Genomic DNA, 14,950 nt, shown 5'->3' with positions numbered 1-14,950 from the left:
TACTATACTGGGGTATAGTATATTTCAGCACACTACCTTTTGCTGAGGAACTTCACCATGACTTCTCACGCGCCCGCTTTGCGCCGCGAGCACAGCCACGTTTTTGACGATGGTAACCCATTGGCTGAAAGAAACACCAGATGGGCGGTGATACTCACCGCCAGTATGATGGTCATCGAGATAGCCGGGGGCTGGCTGTTTAACTCGATGGCATTGCTGGCCGACGGTTGGCACATGAGCTCGCACGCGCTGGCTCTGGGCCTGTCGGTGCTGGCTTACGGCGCCGCACGACGGCTGGCTAAAGATCGCCGCTTCAGCCTCGGCACCTGGAAGATAGAAGTGCTGGCCGGCTACACCAGCGCGGTGTTGTTGGTGCTGGTGGCAGCGCTGATGCTGTTCCAGTCTGCGCAGAGGCTGATGAATCCCAGCCCGATTCATTACAACGAAGCCATCGCCATCGGTACGATCGGGCTGGCCGTCAATCTGCTTTGCGCTTGGCTGTTGCGCGGCGGCGGCCACCACCATCATCATCACGGGGATGATCACGATGACCATCATCATGACCTCAACCTGCGTTCCGCTTATATCCACGTCATCGCCGACGCGGCCACTTCGGTACTGGCGATCGTCGCACTGTTCGGCGGCAAGCTTTGGGGCGCCGTTTGGCTCGATCCTCTGATGGGCATCGTCGGCGCGATGATGGTTGCCGCCTGGGCCTATAGCCTGATGCGCGATAGCGGGAAGATTTTGCTGGATGCCGAAATGGACGCTCCCGTTGCACAAGAGATTCGTCAAACGCTGGCCACCTCCGGCCACTTGCTCACGCTGACCGATTTGCATTTAGGCCGTATCGGCAAAGGAAAATATCATTGCGTCATCGCCCTGAGCAGCGCCGATCGCGCCCTCACCGCCGACAGGATACGTCGACTGTTGGCCGTTCATCCCGAACTGGTGCATATCACCGTCGAGATCAACCGCCCGTCGCTGGCGCAAGGGCTTGTATTGTCCCACCAAAAAGATCTAGCTTAAGGGCTCTGCTTTTATCGCAACTGGGAGTCACTATGGCTTTTCGTTTGTACAGCAACGATCTGCAGGACGGCGGCAAGCTGCCGCAGCAGCAGGTTTTCAACGGCATGGGCTACCACGGCGATAACCTGTCGCCCCACCTGGCCTGGGACGGCGTGCCGGCCGGCACCAAGAGCTTCGTGATCGCCGTTTACGATCCCGATGCCCCTACCGGCTCCGGCTGGTGGCACTGGGTGGTGGCCAACATTCCCGCCGACGTGCGCGAGCTGCCGCAGGGCGCGGGCTCCGGCAAAGCGCCACTGCCCGCCGGCGCGTTGCAGACCCGCACCGACTTCGGTTCGGCCGGTTACGGCGGCGCGGCGCCGCCAGCGGGCGAGAGCCACCGCTATCAGTTCACCGTGCATGCGCTGGACGTGGAGCGCATTGACGTGGATGAGGGTTCCAGCGGCGCGCTGGTGGGCTTCAACGTCCATTTCCACAGTCTCGGCAGCGCCACGCTGACGGTGATGTTCAACTGAGCCCCCGCCAATAAAAAAGCGCGGTCAACCGCACCGCGCTTTCCACTCGAGTCTGGCTGACAAATTACTTCGCCAGCACGCTCACCCACATCGGGCCTTTGCCCACCGGATAACGCGCCAGCGTGGTCAGCTCGCCGCTGCTCTGGTCAATCTCATGCACCGCGATGTGATCGGATTTCTGGCCGGACGAAATCACGAAGCGGCCGCTGTGATCGATATTGAAACCGCGCGGCTGCGTTTCGGTCGGATGATAGCCGACCAAGCTCAGCGTGCCGCCGTCTTCGGAAACGCTGAAGATGGTCAGAATGCTGGCGGTACGATCGCTGGTGTACAGGAAGCGGCCGTTCGGCGTGATATGAATGTCCGCCGCCCAGCGGGTGCCGTCGAAATCGCTCGGCATGATGTCCAGCGTCTGCGTCACGCTGTACTTGCCGCCGTTTTCCGAAATGGCCAGCACGTCTACCGTGCCATTCAGCTCATTGACGCAGTAGGCGAACTTGTCGTTGTGGTGGAACGCCATATGGCGCGGACCGGCGCCGGCGGCGATATCCACCGCGTCCTGCGCGTGCGGCGTCAGCTGCCCGGCCAGGCTCAGATTGAACAGGCGGATGCGGTCTTCTTTCAGGCACGGCACCAGCACCAGCTGGTTGGTCGGATCGATGTTCGCCGAGTGTGGCGCGTTCAGGCCGTCGATCTGCTGGATCGGCGCCGTTACCACGCCGTCGTGGCCGATCGGGCTGATGCTGGCGCAGTTGCCGCTGTAGGAGGCGGAGAACAGGTAACGCCCCTGCAAATCGGTGGAGATATGGGTCGGGCTGCCCGGCAGCGGCGCCATGCCCGCCTGCTGCAGCGTGCCGTCCGCCTCGATGCGGTAGCTGACGATGCCGAACGCCGGACGCACGCCGACGTACAGGTGGGTCTTGTCCGGATGAAGGGTCATCGGCTGCACCTGGCCCGGCACGTCAACGGTTTGCAGCAGCGTCAGCGCGCCGGCGTCGTCCAACTGCCAGACGTGGATCTGCTGGCTCTCCGGGCTGGCGACATAAACGATTTGCTTCATGTGTTCTCCTTGCAAAGGGTAAAAAGAGGAACCGGTTTCAGGCCGTTCGATTGCCCCTAGCTTACCGCACATCCGTCGCATGGCAACCCTGCTTAGCACCGGAAGCTCACGCGGTTTTCTCCGTTGGCTATCCGGTGTACCATCGGATTAATTTTATGGCTAACGATAACGAGAACCCTATGAGCTACCGCGTCATCGCCCTCGATCTTGACGGCACCCTGCTGGACAACCAAAAACGCATCTTACCGCAGTCGCTGGAAGCGCTGGCGCAGGCGCGCGCCGCCGGCGTCCAGGTGGTGGTGGTCACCGGCCGCCACCACGTCGCCATCCATCCGTTTTACCAGGCGCTGCAAATAGACACCCCGGCCATCTGCTGCAACGGCACCTACCTGTATGATTTTCAGCAGAAGAAGGTGCTGGCCGCCGATCCGCTGGCGAAAGATCAGGCCAAGCAGGTGCTGCAGATGCTCAAGCAGACCGACATTCACGGGCTGATGTACGTCGACGACGCCATGCTGTATCAGGAACCGAGCGGCCACGTGACCCGATCGCTGGCCTGGGCCGAGACTCTGCCGGTGGCGCAACGCCCGACACTGTTGCAGGTCGGCAGTCTGGCGCAGGCGGCCGACGACGCGCAGGCAATCTGGAAATTCGCCACCTCGCATGCCGATATCCCCGCGCTGCGCGAGTTTGCCGACACGGTGGAGAAAGAGCTGGGGTTGGCGTGCGAATGGTCGTGGCACGATCAGGTGGATATCGCCAAAGGCGGCAACAGCAAAGGCAAGCGCCTGCGCCAATGGGTAGAGTCACAGGGATTGAGCATGGATCAGGTGGTGGCGTTCGGCGACAACTACAACGACATCAGCATGCTGGAAGCGGTTGGGTTGGGGGTGGCGATGGGCAACGCCGATGACGCCATCAAGGAACGCGCCGATCTGGTGATCGCCGATAACCTGCAGCCGGGCATTGCCGAGGTGATCCGCACCCGCGTGCTGTAATCTTTTCGCCCTCCCGTCGGGAGGGCCTGCCTTAGCGGCTCTCGCGGCTGATGGACACGCTCTTCACCTGCGCATACAACCACTGCCCAGGGCGGATCGCCAGTTCATCGCGCGCCCACGGCGTAATTCGCGCCCACAGCACGTGTTCGCCGACCGCCAGTTTCACTTCCACCTGCCCGTCCACGTCCAGACACTCGCTCACCTTGGCCGGCAACACATTGCGAATGCTGCTGTTGACCGGCGGTTGCAGCACCAGCGAAACGTCGGCGGCGTTGATGCGGATGCGCAGTTGGGTGCCCAATTCGGCGTCGATGCCGCTGACCCACAGCCGCTGATCGCCAAGCGCCAACGCCGTCATGGCATAACGTTGATGATGCTCGATCACGCTGACGCGCAGCACGCTGCTCTGATCTTCACGCTGCAGCCACGGCCGCAGCGCACTGCTGGCCCAGACTTCTTCCAGCCCGCCGAATGCGCGCACTTCGCCGCGATCCAGCACCATCACCTGCTCGGCCAGGCGCAGGATCTCGTCCAGGCTGTGGCTGACGTAAAGGATGGGGATGTTGACGTCCTGCGCCAACCGCTCCAGATACGGCAATAGCTCGCGCTTGCGCGGCAGATCGAGCGAGGCCAGCGGTTCGTCCATCAGCAGCAGTTCCGGCGCGGTCAGCAGCGCTCGGCCGATCGCCACCCGCTGCTTTTCACCGCCGGAGAGCGTCAGCGGCAGCCGGTTCAACAACGGCCCGATGCCCAGCAGCTCGACAATGGTGTTGAACTGCGCGCGCATGCCGGCCGCCATGCCGTACTGCAGGTTGCCGCGCACCCGATAATGCGGAAACAGCCGCGCATCCTGAAACACGTAGCCGATACGGCGCTTTTCCGGCGGCAGGCACTGGCCGGTGGCGGTATCCGCCAACGTGCGGCCGTTGAGCACGATGCGCCCCTGCTGCAGGCGAGTCAGGCCGCCGATGGCGTTGATCAGGGAGGTTTTGCCCGCGCCGGACAGGCCGAAAATCGCGGTGATGCCCTGCGCCGGTAAATCGGCGCGGACGTTGAGATTGAGATCGCCCAGCTGCTGCGAGAAATCCAGCTCCAGCATTTACACCCCCATCCGTTTGCGGCCCCAGCGGGCCAGCCATTCGGACACCATCAGCGAAGCCAGCGACAGCACGATGGCGATCGCACACAGGCGCGCGGCGGCGGCCTCCGCCCCCGGCGTTTCGATCAGCGTATACATCGCCAGCGGAATGGTGCGGGTTTCCCCGGGAATGTTGGAGACGAAAGTGATGGTGGCGCCGAACTCCCCCAGCGAGCGGGCGAAGGCCAGCACCACGCCGACAATGACGCCGGGCAGCGACAGCGGCAGCGTGATGGTGAAAAACACCCGCCACGGGTTGGCGCCCAGCGTGCGCGCCGCCTGCTCCAGCCGGGTATCCACCGCCTCCAGCGCCAGCCGGATGGCGCGCACCATCAGCGGAAACGCCACCACCGCCGACGCCAGCGCGGCGCCGCGCCAGCTGAAACTGAAGCTGAAACCGAACCAGTCGTACAGCCACTCGCCGATAACGCCGCGCCGCCCCATGGCGATCAACAGCAAATAGCCGACCACCACCGGCGGCAGCACCAGCGGCAGGTGAATGACGCCGTCCAGCAGCGCCTTGCCGGGGAAGCGGCAACGCACCAGCACCCAGGCCATCAGAATGCCGAACGGCAGGCTGCAGACCACCGCCAAACCGGATACTTTCAGGCTCAGCTCAACCGCCTGCCACTCGTACTCACTCAAAATCATTTACGCGGGGTGAATCCATAATGTTCGAAAATAGCGGCCGCTTCCGGGCTCTTCAGATAGGTATAGAAAGCGCTGACCGTCGGATTTTGACGATCTTTCACAATCGCCATCGGATATTCAACCGGTTTGTGGCTGTCTTCCGAGAAGACGCCCACCACTTTCACCTTGTCGCTGGCGACCGCGTCGGAGCCGTAGACGATGCCGAGCGGCGCTTCACCGCGCTCCACCAGCGCCATGGCGCTGCGCACGTTGTTGGCGCGCGCCAGTTTCGGCTCCAATGCGCTCCAGGCGCCCAGGTGTTCCAGCGCTTCCTTAGCGTAGATGCCGGCCGGCACATGATCCGGATCGCCCACCGCCAGGCGGCCGCCGTTGAGCAACTTGGCCCAGTCGGTCTGCTTGTCGATGGCGATCTTATCTTGCTTATCGCTCTTGGCGGCGATCAGCACCAGTTCGTTGCCCAGCAGCGTGTAACGCGTGTCTTTCACCATCTGCTGCTTGTCGATGGCGTAATCCATCCACTGTTGGTCGGCGGAGATGAACAAATCGGCCGGGGCGCCCTGCTCAATTTGGCGCGCCAGCGTCGAGGACGAAGCGAAGGAGGAAACCACCTGCACGTCCTTGCCTTTTTGATACTGGGTGGCGATGTCTTGCAGCGCATTGGTCAGCGACGCGGCGGCGAACACGGTGATCTTTTCCGCCGCCGAAGCTTGAGCCACCAGACCCGATGCCAGAACGATCCCGCCAACCCATTTAGTCCATTGCTGTTTCATTGTTTTTCTCCGCAAGTTAACGTGCATTATCACTCTTCGTTATATAAAAAATAATATAACGTTGCGCGAAAGCTTGTCATGCGGTTTATCGGCAAAGCGTGAGATAACTTGAGGAATGCCCGCCGGGGGATGCCGGCGGGTATCGGGATGGGGAACGGTTAGTGCTGGGTGCGGTTTTCTTTCGAACGCCCCACTTTGGAGAAGACGTTGAACACTTCGCCAAAACCGTAGATCAGGCCGAGAATCAGCGCCATCACCACCGGCACCATCACCACGGCAAACAACAGACTTTTCAATAATTCCAACATGATAGCCTCGCTTAACTGCCCATTGAGCGGCAAATGCCTTTCACCGCATAAGGGTTATTCTAACCCAAAAAATCGACAAAACCGGAGTTATTTTAGCCAGCGGGGTGAAATTGTGATCGGCCAAACGTGCCCTTTCAGCCTCCCTCATCCCGGCGCGGGGTAATAGATCAACGGCGGCGCATAGCCGGCGGGCGCCGCCAGCCTGGCCTCCACACCGTATACCGCGCGAATGTTCTCCGGCGTCAGCGCCTGCCGCGGCGCGCCCGCCGCACAGACCCCGCCCCGCTGCAGCAGCGCGACCCGATCGCAATAACAGGCCGCCAGATTAAGATCGTGCAGCGTCACCACCACGCTGAGTTTCAGCCGCCGCAGCAAGGCCATAAACTGCTGCTGATGGGCGATATCCAGATGATTGGCGGGCTCGTCCAGCAGCAGCCACGGCGTTTGCTGCGCCAGTGCGCGCGCCAGATGCACCCGCTGCCGTTCGCCGCCGGACAGCCGCTGCCAATCGCGATCGGCCAGGTGGCTGATGCCCACTTGCTCCATCGCCTGTTCGGCGAGGCGGCGATCCTCGGCGCCGAAACCGCGCCAGCGGCCGGTATGGGCCAGGCGCCCCAGCAGCACCGCCTCCTTCACCGGCAGCGCGAAGCCGCCGGGGGCGGATTGCTCGAGAAAGGCGATGCGCCTGGCGCGCTCCCGCCCGGAAAACGCGGTAATTTCGCGCCCTTCCAGCCAAACGCGGCCCCCGGCGGCGGGCTGCAGCCCGGCCAGCAGCTTGAGCAGCGTGGATTTACCGCTGCCGTTGACGCCGAGCACGCCGGTGACCTCACCGGGCAAGGCGCAGAAACTGAGATTTTCCAGCACCGTGCGGGCGCCCGTTCGCCAGCTCACCGCCTCGGCGCACAGGCCAGAGCGCGTTTTTTCAATCGTCATGCATTGACCTTCCGATACAGCAACAGCAGGAATACCGGCACCCCCAGCAGTGCGGTCAGCACCCCGACCGGCAGCTCGCGCGGAGCAAACAACGTTCTGGCCAGCGTGTCCGCCGCCACGGCGAACAGCGCGCCGCACAGCGCACTGGCTGGCAACAACAGCCGATGCCGCGAACCGACCAGCCGCCGGGCGACGTGCGGCACCGTCAGCCCGATAAATCCCACCGCGCCGCTGAACGCGACGATCGCCGCCGTCAGCGCGGTGGTCGCCACATACAACAGCAGCTTCAACGGAGCTACCGCCACACCCAGCGAAGCGGCGGTCACGCCGCCGAAAGCCAGCGCGTCCAGCTCACCGGCCCGCAGCCAACAAAGCAGCAGCACCGCCGCCAGCGCCAGCCCGCACAGCCCGACCTGCGGCCAGCGCGCGTCGCTGAACGATCCCAGCAGCCAGAACATCACGCCGCGCGTGGCGTTGGCGTCCGCCTGCCAGAGGGTGATCAGCGAAGTCAGCGCGGAGAGCAGCTGCGTCACCGCCACCCCGGCCAGAATAAACAGCGTGGACTCCCCCTGCAGCGAACGCCCGGCCAGCAGTATCACCAACGCAAACGCTCCCAGCGCGCCGATAAACGCGCCGCCGGACACCGACAGCAGGCCGCCCCCCAGCCCCAATACCAACACCGTTACCGCCCCCACACCGGCGCCGGAGGAGATCCCCAGCACCCAGGGATCGGCCAGCGGGTTGCGGGTCAGCGACTGCAGCACGGTGCCCGCCAACGCCAGCCCGGCGCCGGCCAGCGCCGCCAGCAGCGCGCGCGGTATGCGCAGCGACCAGATGATGCGCTGATACACTTCGGCATCGGTCGCCGCGCCGCCGCTGATGCCGAATACGTCGCGCCACGCGATCGGCGCAGGCCCCGACAAGGTGGCCCCCAGCAGGGCCAGCGACAACGCCGCCGCCAGCAGCAACAGCCACGCCGCCTCACGACCGGGCAGTAACCGCAGGCTCATGCTATTTCCAGCCTGCAATCACATAGTCGTCCAACAGCTGCCATACCGTCCCCACCTCGCTGAAACCGGCCTGTCTGAGGGCCGCAAGCTGGAAACCCACCGGCGTCGGCGGCGGCACCGGACGGCCGGCGAACAGCGCTTCGCGCTCGGCCTGATAAGCGGCCAAGGCCGGCGATTGCAGCGCACCGGCGAACCAACGATCCCAATCCTCGACGCCGTTGTCCCAGGCGCGCTGTTGGGTCTGCTCATCATGCCGCTCCGCCAACGCTTTCAGCCGCGGATGGCGATGGTCATAGCGCTGATGATCGGCATTGAGGAACACGCCGCCGTCGGCCAGCAGCCCGGCGACGTTGCGGAACAGCGCCAGCTGCTGTTCCGGCATCAGCCAGTGCAGCGCTGTGCTGGACACCGCCGCCTGCGGCGCGGGGCCGGACAACGCGGAAAAACAGGCAGGATCCGCCAGATCGGCCTGCAGAATGCGGATCCGATCGCCGTACGCCGCCAACGCGCCGCGCGCCACCGCCAACAGCAGCGGATCGAGATCGATGGCGGTGACCCTGGCCTGCGGAAAGCGCTGCAAAATGCGCAGGCTTAGCGACCCCGGGCCGCAGGCCAGATCCACCACGTGAAAATCCTGGCCGGCGGCCAGCGCCAGCACGTCCAGCTGGGCGTTAAAACGCGCTTCGCGTTCAGCGATGTAGGCCGCCTGCTGGCGATCCCAGGAGTCCAGCAGCGAAGAGAATGAAACGGCAGTCATATCAAGGTTCCTTGTTGGAAAAAGTCGGCACCTGCGGCGGCAACGCCGCCAGGCCCCGAATCAAACGGCCCAGCGCCGCCACGGTGCGGGCGGAAGGGTCCATGTCGTAACCGGGAAGGATCACGTAGCGCCGCTGACGCACGGCGCGCAGCCTGGCGGTCAGCGGGTGATGTTCCAGAAAGGCGATCTTGTCAGCCGCGCTGTCGCCGAGACCACCGCGCGGCAGATCGCCAAGCACGATCGCATCCGGATCGCGCGCGGCGATGACCTCCCAGGACACCGTCGGCCACAGCTCGGGCAGATCGCCGAACAGGTTCTCGCTGCCGACGCCGCGGCTCAGCAAACCTGGCGCACCGCAGCAGCCGGCCACATAGGGCGTCTGCGCGCCGGCATACCACCACAGCAGCCGCAAATGCGGCAGCTGTGCGCGCTGCATCTCAAGCGCCCTCAACTGCCCGCGCAGCCGCGCGATCAGCGCTTCACCGGCGCGGCTGACGTTGAAAATGCGCGCCAGCTCCCGCAGCTCGGTGAAAATGTCTTCGAACGTCAACGCGGCGGCGATCGCGCTTTGCTGGCCGCTGCAGGCGCCGGGAGAGAGGTAGGTGCCGATGCCCCATTCCGCCAGCCGCGTCCGATCGGGCGTTTCCGGGCTGTGCAGCCAGTAATAGCTGGCCGAATAGACAAAATCCGGCCGCATCAGCAGCAACGCTTCCGCCGTGGGCGGCGCCGGGCTGATGGGCGCCCGCAACGCATCGGCCGACACCGTCGGCGCGGGATCGAGCGCGCGGTCATACCCGACCACGCCAATCGCCCGGTCAACCAGCCCCAACGCCAGCAGGTTTTCCAGCGCCGGATTGGCGTAGACCAGCACCCGCTGCGGCGGCTGTGGGTAATCGCGCGTTACCCCGCAATTTTGCAGGCTGACGGCATTGGCGGGCAGCGAAACGCCCCACATCAAGCCCAGGGCATACAGCAGCGAGTAAAACGAATGTTTCACGCCGTCAGAACCTGACCGACACGAAGGTTTCATAGCTGCGCGGCGGCGCGATCAGCGCCTGATCCGGGTAGGTGCGCTGATAGGCGTACAGCTGGTTGGTGGCATTGCGAATGCGAAAACCGACATCGACGATCGGCGTAAGCTGATAGTCCGCCGCCAGATCGAGCGTGGTGTACGCGCGCATCTTGCGCTGATTGGCGTCGTCGTTGTAACTGCTGCCGACGTAGCGCAGCGAAGAAGCCAACCCCAGGCGCGCCGTCGCCTGATAATGCACGCTGAGATTGGCGGTCCAGTCCGGGATATAGGCCGGGCGATTGCCGTTGTAGCTGCGCAGCGGGCTGCCGCCGCGATAGTCGTCGTAGCGGGCGTGCGTGTAGGCGGCGTTGCCGGCCAACTCCCAGCGCTCGTCGGGGCGCAGCACCACGCCAAGCTCGATGCCGCGCGACGTCTGCCTGCCTACCGCGTTCAACGCATCCGGCCGCTGCGCGTCAGGCACAAACAGGTTGTCCTTGCGCAGTTCGTACAGCGCCAGCGTCGCCTGGCCCTTGTTACCCCAGAACTGCCCTTTGGCGCCGGCCTCCCACTGGCGCGCCCGCGTCAACGGCAGGTCGGTCTGCGTTGGGCCGAGGAAGAACAGATCGTTGCCCGGCTCCTGGCCGGTGGTGTAGTTGGCGTAGAGCCTGAGGTTATCGGTCAATGCATAGCTGGGGCCCAGGCTCCAGGTGCTGAACACGTAGGTATGCGCGCGGCTCTCTTCCTGCGGCCCCTGGAAGCGCCAGTCCATGTTCATATGGTTGTAGCGCAGCTGGCCCAGCAACGCTAAACGCTCGGTCAGGCTGAAGCGATCCTCGAGAAAGGCGGCGTACTGGTTCTGGGTGACATGGCGCACCGGCGCGCGTTGGCGGTCAGTACCCTGAGCGAACGACTCTCTGGGCGGCGCGCCGAGCGGCACATCTTCCGAGCCGGGGAAGCCGTTGGAGTAGTACTGGAAATGCCGCTTGCTCAGGTCGAAGCCGACCAGCAACCGGTTATCGAAACCGGCGATGGCGCGATCGAACACCAGCGAACTGCGGTTGCCGATCAGATCGTCGTCATGCGCCAGGGCGCCGAAGGAGTCGCGGTTGACGTCGCCGAGCCGGGCCGCCGCCGCGACGCGAAAACGCTCGACGTTGCGCCATTCGCGAAAGCCGCTGTAGTAATAGAATTGGTTATGCCATTCCACTTCGGGCGTCATAAACCAGTCCAGACCGGCCTGAAATGCGGTGGCGTTGCTCTGGATGCGGCTGTCGGTCAGGTTGTTGTAATTGATGTCGCGCAGCTCGCCGGCGATGCGTCCGTCCAGCAGCGGCGTGCCGTAATAAGGGTTGTTGGTACGATTGAGCATGCGGTCCAGGCTCAGCGTCAACAGCGCATCGTCCGTCAGCTTAAACAGCAACGAGCCGGAAACCCGTTTCTGCCGATCGCGTTCGTCCTGCACGTTGCTGCCGCTGTCGTTGCCGCTGACGTCCAGCCGGTACGCCACCGCATCGTCCACCAGCGCACCGCCGGCTCCCAGATGCAAGCGCTGGCTGCGGTAGCTGCCGAGGCCATAATCGAGCTCGAACGGCTGGCGGCTGAAGGTTGGCCGCCGCGAGATCAGGTTGACGCTGCCGCCCGCTGCGCTCAGGCCGTTCAGCGCCGATCCCGGCCCGCGCAGCACCTCGATGCTGTCGTAATGCGCCGGATCGCCCAGCTGCAGCGTGCTGCCGGGCATTTCTACGCCGTTATACAGCCAGGCGATCGGCCGGAAACCACGGGCGGAAAAGTTATTGGATAACGTCGGCGAGGCCACGCCGGACAGGCCGGTGGCGTGCTCGACGGCGGCGGCCAGCGAGCGGTCGCCCCGCTGTTGGATCGCCCGCGCGCTGATGATGTCGACGCTGCGCGGCGTCTCCTGAGCGGTCAGCCCAAGCTGCGACGCGCTGCGGCTCACGGCGTTCAACGCATCGTAGCGCCCGGCGGGGGACGCCGCCTCCACGGTGAGATGTTCTTCGCATCCCGTGGCATTGCGGGCTTTATCGCAGTCGGCGGCGAAAGCCGACGGCGCCGCCAAGGCGCTGCCGACCCATGCGGCGGCAAGGCATAAAGATTTTCTGGGCGCGCTAAGACGCCGGCGTGTCGTACTCATGTGGAGCATCCCTGTGGTGAAATAAAAACCGGCCGCAGCCGGCGTAAAGCCTTATCGTTTTTCTGTTATGTTATATTATAACAACAAAGCAATACCAGTCTTTATTACCTCGCTCTCCAACGCACTGCGTTTGGCGCTTTGCCGCCAAATCGGCGACAATAAGATTTTTGCCGCCGACAGGATGCGCTATGCAGGCCGAAATTCTTCTGACTCTCAAACTCCAGCAAAAGCTGTTCGCCGATCCGCGCCGCATCGCGCTGCTGAAACAGGTGCAGCACACCGGCTCCATCAGCCAGGGCGCCAAGCTGGCGGGCATTAGCTATAAAAGCGCCTGGGACGCCATCAATGAGATGAATCAGCTGGCGGAACAAACGGTGGTGGACCGCGCCACCGGCGGGAAAGGCGGTGGCGGCGCGCAGCTGACGCACTATGGCCAGCGGCTGATCCAACTGTATGACCTGCTGGGCCAGGTGCAGCAAAAAGCCTTCGACGTGTTGCAGCAGGACGATCTGCCGCTCGACAGCCTGCTGGCGGCCATCTCGCGCTTTTCGCTGCAAACCAGCGCGCGCAATCAGTTTTTCGGCACCGTGATCGAACGCGATCATCAGCAGGTGCAGCAGCATCTGGCGATTTTGTTGAACGACGGCAGCACCCGTCTGACGGCGGCCATAACCCAGCAAAGCGCCGACCGGCTGCAGCTGGCGCCCGGCAAAGAGTTGCTAGCGCTGATCAAGGCGCCCTGGGTGCGATTAAGCGTCGATGCGGCCGATAACGCCGACGCGGATAACGCCCTGGCGGGCGTGGTGGCCGCCATTCAGCCGGGCGCTGAACACAGCGAGGTGCTGGTGACGCTGGCGGGCGGCGAAACCCTGTGCGCCACGTTGACGACGACGGAGCTGCAGCGTCTGCGGCTGAGCGTCGGCGACGCCGTACACGCCCTGTTCAACGCCGATCGCGTGATTGTCGCCACGTTGTGTTAAGCGCAACGTGACGTTGCGTTTTTGTTGATTGACATCCCCCTGCAATGCGCCTATTTCTAAGGCAAATAATTGCAAAAAAAGGAACAGGTGATGTCGTCGTTGCACATTTCGCAAGGTTCATTCCGCTTAAGCGATACCCGCATCCTGACGCTGGACGCGCTGGCGATCCAGGCCGGCGACAGCTGGGCCTTCGTCGGCGCCAACGGCAGCGGCAAATCCGCCCTGGCGCGCGCGCTGGCTGACGAACTGGTTCTGCTGAGCGGCGAGCGCCGCAGCGATTTTCAACATGCGGTGCGCCTTTCCTTAGAGCAGCTGCAGAAAATGGTCAGCGACGAATGGCAACGCAACAACACCGACCTGCTCAGCGCGGACGAAGACGACACCGGCCGCACAGCGGCGGAGATCATTCAGGAAGAGGTGAAAGACGCCGCTCGCTGTGAGCGGCTGGCCGCGCAGTTCGGCATCACCGGCCTGCTGACGCGCCGCTTCAAATACCTGTCTACCGGCGAAACGCGCAAGACCCTGCTGTGCCGGGCGCTGATGCCCGAGCCCGAGCTGCTGATCCTCGACGAACCCTTCGACGGACTGGACGTGCACTCACGCACGCAGCTCGCCGCGCTGCTGAGCGAGCTTTCCGCCCAGGGCCAAACCCTGGTGCTGGTGCTCAACCGTTTTGACGAGATACCGGACTTTGTCAAGCAGGTAGGCGTGCTGGCTGACTGCACCCTGACCAGCCGCGGGCCACGCCGGCAGGTGATGGCGGATGCGCTGGTGGCGCAGCTGGCGCACAGCGAAAATCTCAGCGGGCTGGCCCTGCCGGAGACCGAGGATCCGACACAGAAGATCGCCCTGCCGACGGATCGTCCGCTGATCGTCCTGCGCGACGGCGTGGTCAGTTATGACGATCGGCCGATCCTCAACCACCTCAATTGGCAGGTTAATCCCGGCGAACACTGGCAGATCGTCGGCCCGAACGGTGCCGGCAAATCCACCCTGCTCAGTTTGATCACCGGCGATCATCCGCAGGGTTACAGCAACGATCTGACGCTGTTCGGCCGCCGGCGCGGCAGCGGGGAAACCATCTGGGAAATCAAACGCCATATCGGCTATGTCAGCAGCAGCCTGCACCTGGATTATCGCGTCAACACCAGCGTGCGCAACGTGGTGCTGTCAGGGTTCTTCGATTCGATCGGCATTTATCAGGCGGTTTCGGATCGTCAGCGGCAACTGACCGAACAATGGCTGGCGCTGCTCGGGCTCGACGGCGCCCACGGTGACGCCCCGTTCCACAGCCTTTCCTGGGGCCAACAGCGGTTGGCGCTGATCGCCCGCGCGCTGGTGAAGCATCCGGCGCTGCTGATCCTCGACGAGCCGCTGCAAGGCTTGGATCCGCTCAATCGCCAACTGGTGCGCCGCTTCATCGATGTGCTGATCGGCCAGGGCGCCACCCAGCTGCTGTTCGTCTCGCACCATGCCGAAGACGCGCCGCAGTGCATCACTCATCGCCTCAGCTTCGTGCCCGATGGCGAGGGCGGCTACGGCTACCAACATCAGCGGCTGGCGGCAGCCTCCATCTAGGACGTGGCGGAAACATATCCGGCAACACTTCACCGCAGCACATCACATTTGGCCTTTTA

At 63.7% G+C, this 14,950-nt stretch carries 15 protein-coding genes; 5 read left to right on the top strand and 10 right to left on the bottom strand.

Going from position 1 to position 14,950, the window contains the following annotated elements:
• Positions 1–57 precede the first annotated feature (57 nt).
• Both dmeF and GKN89_RS07550 read left to right on the top strand, forming a co-directional pair.
• A complete protein-coding gene (gene dmeF, locus GKN89_RS07555) occupies positions 58–1,029 on the top strand; it encodes a CDF family Co(II)/Ni(II) efflux transporter DmeF (protein WP_154746702.1) in 972 nt (323 codons plus the stop codon).
• Positions 1,030–1,061: 32 nt separating this feature from the next.
• On the top strand, positions 1,062–1,544 hold the full coding sequence (locus tag GKN89_RS07550; RefSeq protein ID WP_063918928.1) for a kinase inhibitor: 483 nt from the start codon (positions 1,062–1,064) through the stop codon (positions 1,542–1,544).
• A 64-nt stretch (positions 1,545–1,608) separates the two neighbouring features.
• Here the strand turns inward: GKN89_RS07550 and pgl are convergent, their stop codons facing one another.
• Positions 1,609–2,604 carry a 6-phosphogluconolactonase gene (pgl, locus tag GKN89_RS07545; RefSeq protein ID WP_154746701.1) on the bottom strand — a complete coding sequence of 332 codons (996 nt, stop codon included), beginning with the start codon at positions 2,602–2,604 and terminating at the stop codon, positions 1,609–1,611.
• 179 nt (positions 2,605–2,783) lie between these two features.
• Here pgl and GKN89_RS07540 point away from each other — a divergent pair, with 179 nt between their 5' ends.
• On the top strand, positions 2,784–3,602 hold the full coding sequence (locus GKN89_RS07540) for a pyridoxal phosphatase (RefSeq protein ID WP_154746700.1): 819 nt from the start codon (positions 2,784–2,786) through the stop codon (positions 3,600–3,602).
• Between the two features lie 31 nt (positions 3,603–3,633).
• On the opposite strand, the gene modC is transcribed toward GKN89_RS07540, so the two are convergent.
• The 9 genes from modC to GKN89_RS07495 form a co-directional block, all read right to left on the bottom strand.
• Positions 3,634–4,701 (bottom strand): molybdenum ABC transporter ATP-binding protein ModC, encoded by a 1,068-nt coding sequence (gene modC / locus GKN89_RS07535; RefSeq protein WP_063918925.1) that lies wholly within the window; start codon positions 4,699–4,701, stop codon positions 3,634–3,636.
• On the bottom strand, positions 4,702–5,391 hold the full coding sequence (gene modB, locus GKN89_RS07530) for a molybdate ABC transporter permease subunit (RefSeq protein ID WP_019454005.1): 690 nt from the start codon (positions 5,389–5,391) through the stop codon (positions 4,702–4,704).
• Positions 5,388–6,161: a molybdate ABC transporter substrate-binding protein gene (gene modA / locus GKN89_RS07525; protein WP_154746699.1), complete on the bottom strand. Its 774-nt coding sequence runs from the start codon at positions 6,159–6,161 to the stop codon at positions 5,388–5,390. The genes modB and modA overlap by 4 nt, the downstream gene beginning before the upstream one ends.
• Before the next feature lie 158 nt (positions 6,162–6,319).
• Positions 6,320–6,469, bottom strand: coding sequence for an AcrZ family multidrug efflux pump-associated protein (locus tag GKN89_RS07520; RefSeq protein WP_004939813.1), 150 nt, complete (start codon positions 6,467–6,469; stop codon positions 6,320–6,322).
• A 144-nt stretch (positions 6,470–6,613) separates the two neighbouring features.
• Positions 6,614–7,402: an ABC transporter ATP-binding protein gene (locus tag GKN89_RS07515; protein WP_154746698.1), complete on the bottom strand. Its 789-nt coding sequence runs from the start codon at positions 7,400–7,402 to the stop codon at positions 6,614–6,616.
• Complete coding sequence (locus GKN89_RS07510; RefSeq protein WP_154746697.1) at positions 7,399–8,412, bottom strand: iron ABC transporter permease; 1,014 nt, start codon at positions 8,410–8,412, stop codon at positions 7,399–7,401. Before GKN89_RS07510 ends, GKN89_RS07515 begins: the two co-directional genes overlap by 4 nt.
• Position 8,413: 1 nt before the next feature.
• Positions 8,414–9,169: a trans-aconitate 2-methyltransferase gene (locus tag GKN89_RS07505; protein ID WP_154746696.1), complete on the bottom strand. Its 756-nt coding sequence runs from the start codon at positions 9,167–9,169 to the stop codon at positions 8,414–8,416.
• A gap of 1 nt (position 9,170) precedes the next feature.
• Positions 9,171–10,166 carry an ABC transporter substrate-binding protein gene (locus GKN89_RS07500; RefSeq protein ID WP_370520175.1) on the bottom strand — a complete coding sequence of 332 codons (996 nt, stop codon included), beginning with the start codon at positions 10,164–10,166 and terminating at the stop codon, positions 9,171–9,173.
• 4 nt (positions 10,167–10,170) lie between these two features.
• A complete protein-coding gene (locus GKN89_RS07495) occupies positions 10,171–12,333 on the bottom strand; it encodes a TonB-dependent siderophore receptor (RefSeq protein WP_154746694.1) in 2,163 nt (720 codons plus the stop codon).
• Positions 12,334–12,521: 188 nt separating this feature from the next.
• Here GKN89_RS07495 and modE point away from each other — a divergent pair, with 188 nt between their 5' ends.
• Positions 12,522–13,313: a molybdenum-dependent transcriptional regulator gene (modE, locus tag GKN89_RS07490; protein WP_154746693.1), complete on the top strand. Its 792-nt coding sequence runs from the start codon at positions 12,522–12,524 to the stop codon at positions 13,311–13,313.
• Between the two features lie 90 nt (positions 13,314–13,403).
• On the top strand, positions 13,404–14,891 hold the full coding sequence (gene modF / locus GKN89_RS07485; RefSeq protein WP_154746692.1) for a molybdate ABC transporter ATP-binding protein ModF: 1,488 nt from the start codon (positions 13,404–13,406) through the stop codon (positions 14,889–14,891).
• Positions 14,892–14,950 lie beyond the last annotated feature (59 nt).

Origin of the sequence: Serratia sp. YC16 (genome assembly GCF_009707615.1) — a bacterium.
GTDB classification, from domain to species: domain Bacteria; phylum Pseudomonadota; class Gammaproteobacteria; order Enterobacterales; family Enterobacteriaceae; genus Serratia; species Serratia surfactantfaciens.
The sequence above is the reverse complement of the archived record's forward strand: the minus strand, read 5'-3'. Positions and strand labels throughout refer to the sequence as shown.

Coding starts and splice junctions, on each gene's coding strand:
- modA (WP_154746699.1), bottom strand. CDS start 6,161: ATGAAACAGCAATGGACTAAATGGGTTGGCGGGATCGTTCTGGCATCG.
- GKN89_RS07540 (WP_154746700.1), top strand. CDS start 2,784: ATGAGCTACCGCGTCATCGCCCTCGATCTTGACGGCACCCTGCTGGAC.
- GKN89_RS07520 (WP_004939813.1), bottom strand. CDS start 6,469: ATGTTGGAATTATTGAAAAGTCTGTTGTTTGCCGTGGTGATGGTGCCG.
- pgl (WP_154746701.1), bottom strand. CDS start 2,604: ATGAAGCAAATCGTTTATGTCGCCAGCCCGGAGAGCCAGCAGATCCAC.
- modB (WP_019454005.1), bottom strand. CDS start 5,391: ATGATTTTGAGTGAGTACGAGTGGCAGGCGGTTGAGCTGAGCCTGAAA.
- modC (WP_063918925.1), bottom strand. CDS start 4,701: ATGCTGGAGCTGGATTTCTCGCAGCAGCTGGGCGATCTCAATCTCAAC.
- modF (WP_154746692.1), top strand. CDS start 13,404: ATGTCGTCGTTGCACATTTCGCAAGGTTCATTCCGCTTAAGCGATACC.
- GKN89_RS07495 (WP_154746694.1), bottom strand. CDS start 12,333: ATGAGTACGACACGCCGGCGTCTTAGCGCGCCCAGAAAATCTTTATGC.
- GKN89_RS07550 (WP_063918928.1), top strand. CDS start 1,062: ATGGCTTTTCGTTTGTACAGCAACGATCTGCAGGACGGCGGCAAGCTG.
- modE (WP_154746693.1), top strand. CDS start 12,522: ATGCAGGCCGAAATTCTTCTGACTCTCAAACTCCAGCAAAAGCTGTTC.
- GKN89_RS07510 (WP_154746697.1), bottom strand. CDS start 8,412: ATGAGCCTGCGGTTACTGCCCGGTCGTGAGGCGGCGTGGCTGTTGCTG.
- GKN89_RS07505 (WP_154746696.1), bottom strand. CDS start 9,169: ATGACTGCCGTTTCATTCTCTTCGCTGCTGGACTCCTGGGATCGCCAG.
- GKN89_RS07515 (WP_154746698.1), bottom strand. CDS start 7,402: ATGACGATTGAAAAAACGCGCTCTGGCCTGTGCGCCGAGGCGGTGAGC.
- dmeF (WP_154746702.1), top strand. CDS start 58: ATGACTTCTCACGCGCCCGCTTTGCGCCGCGAGCACAGCCACGTTTTT.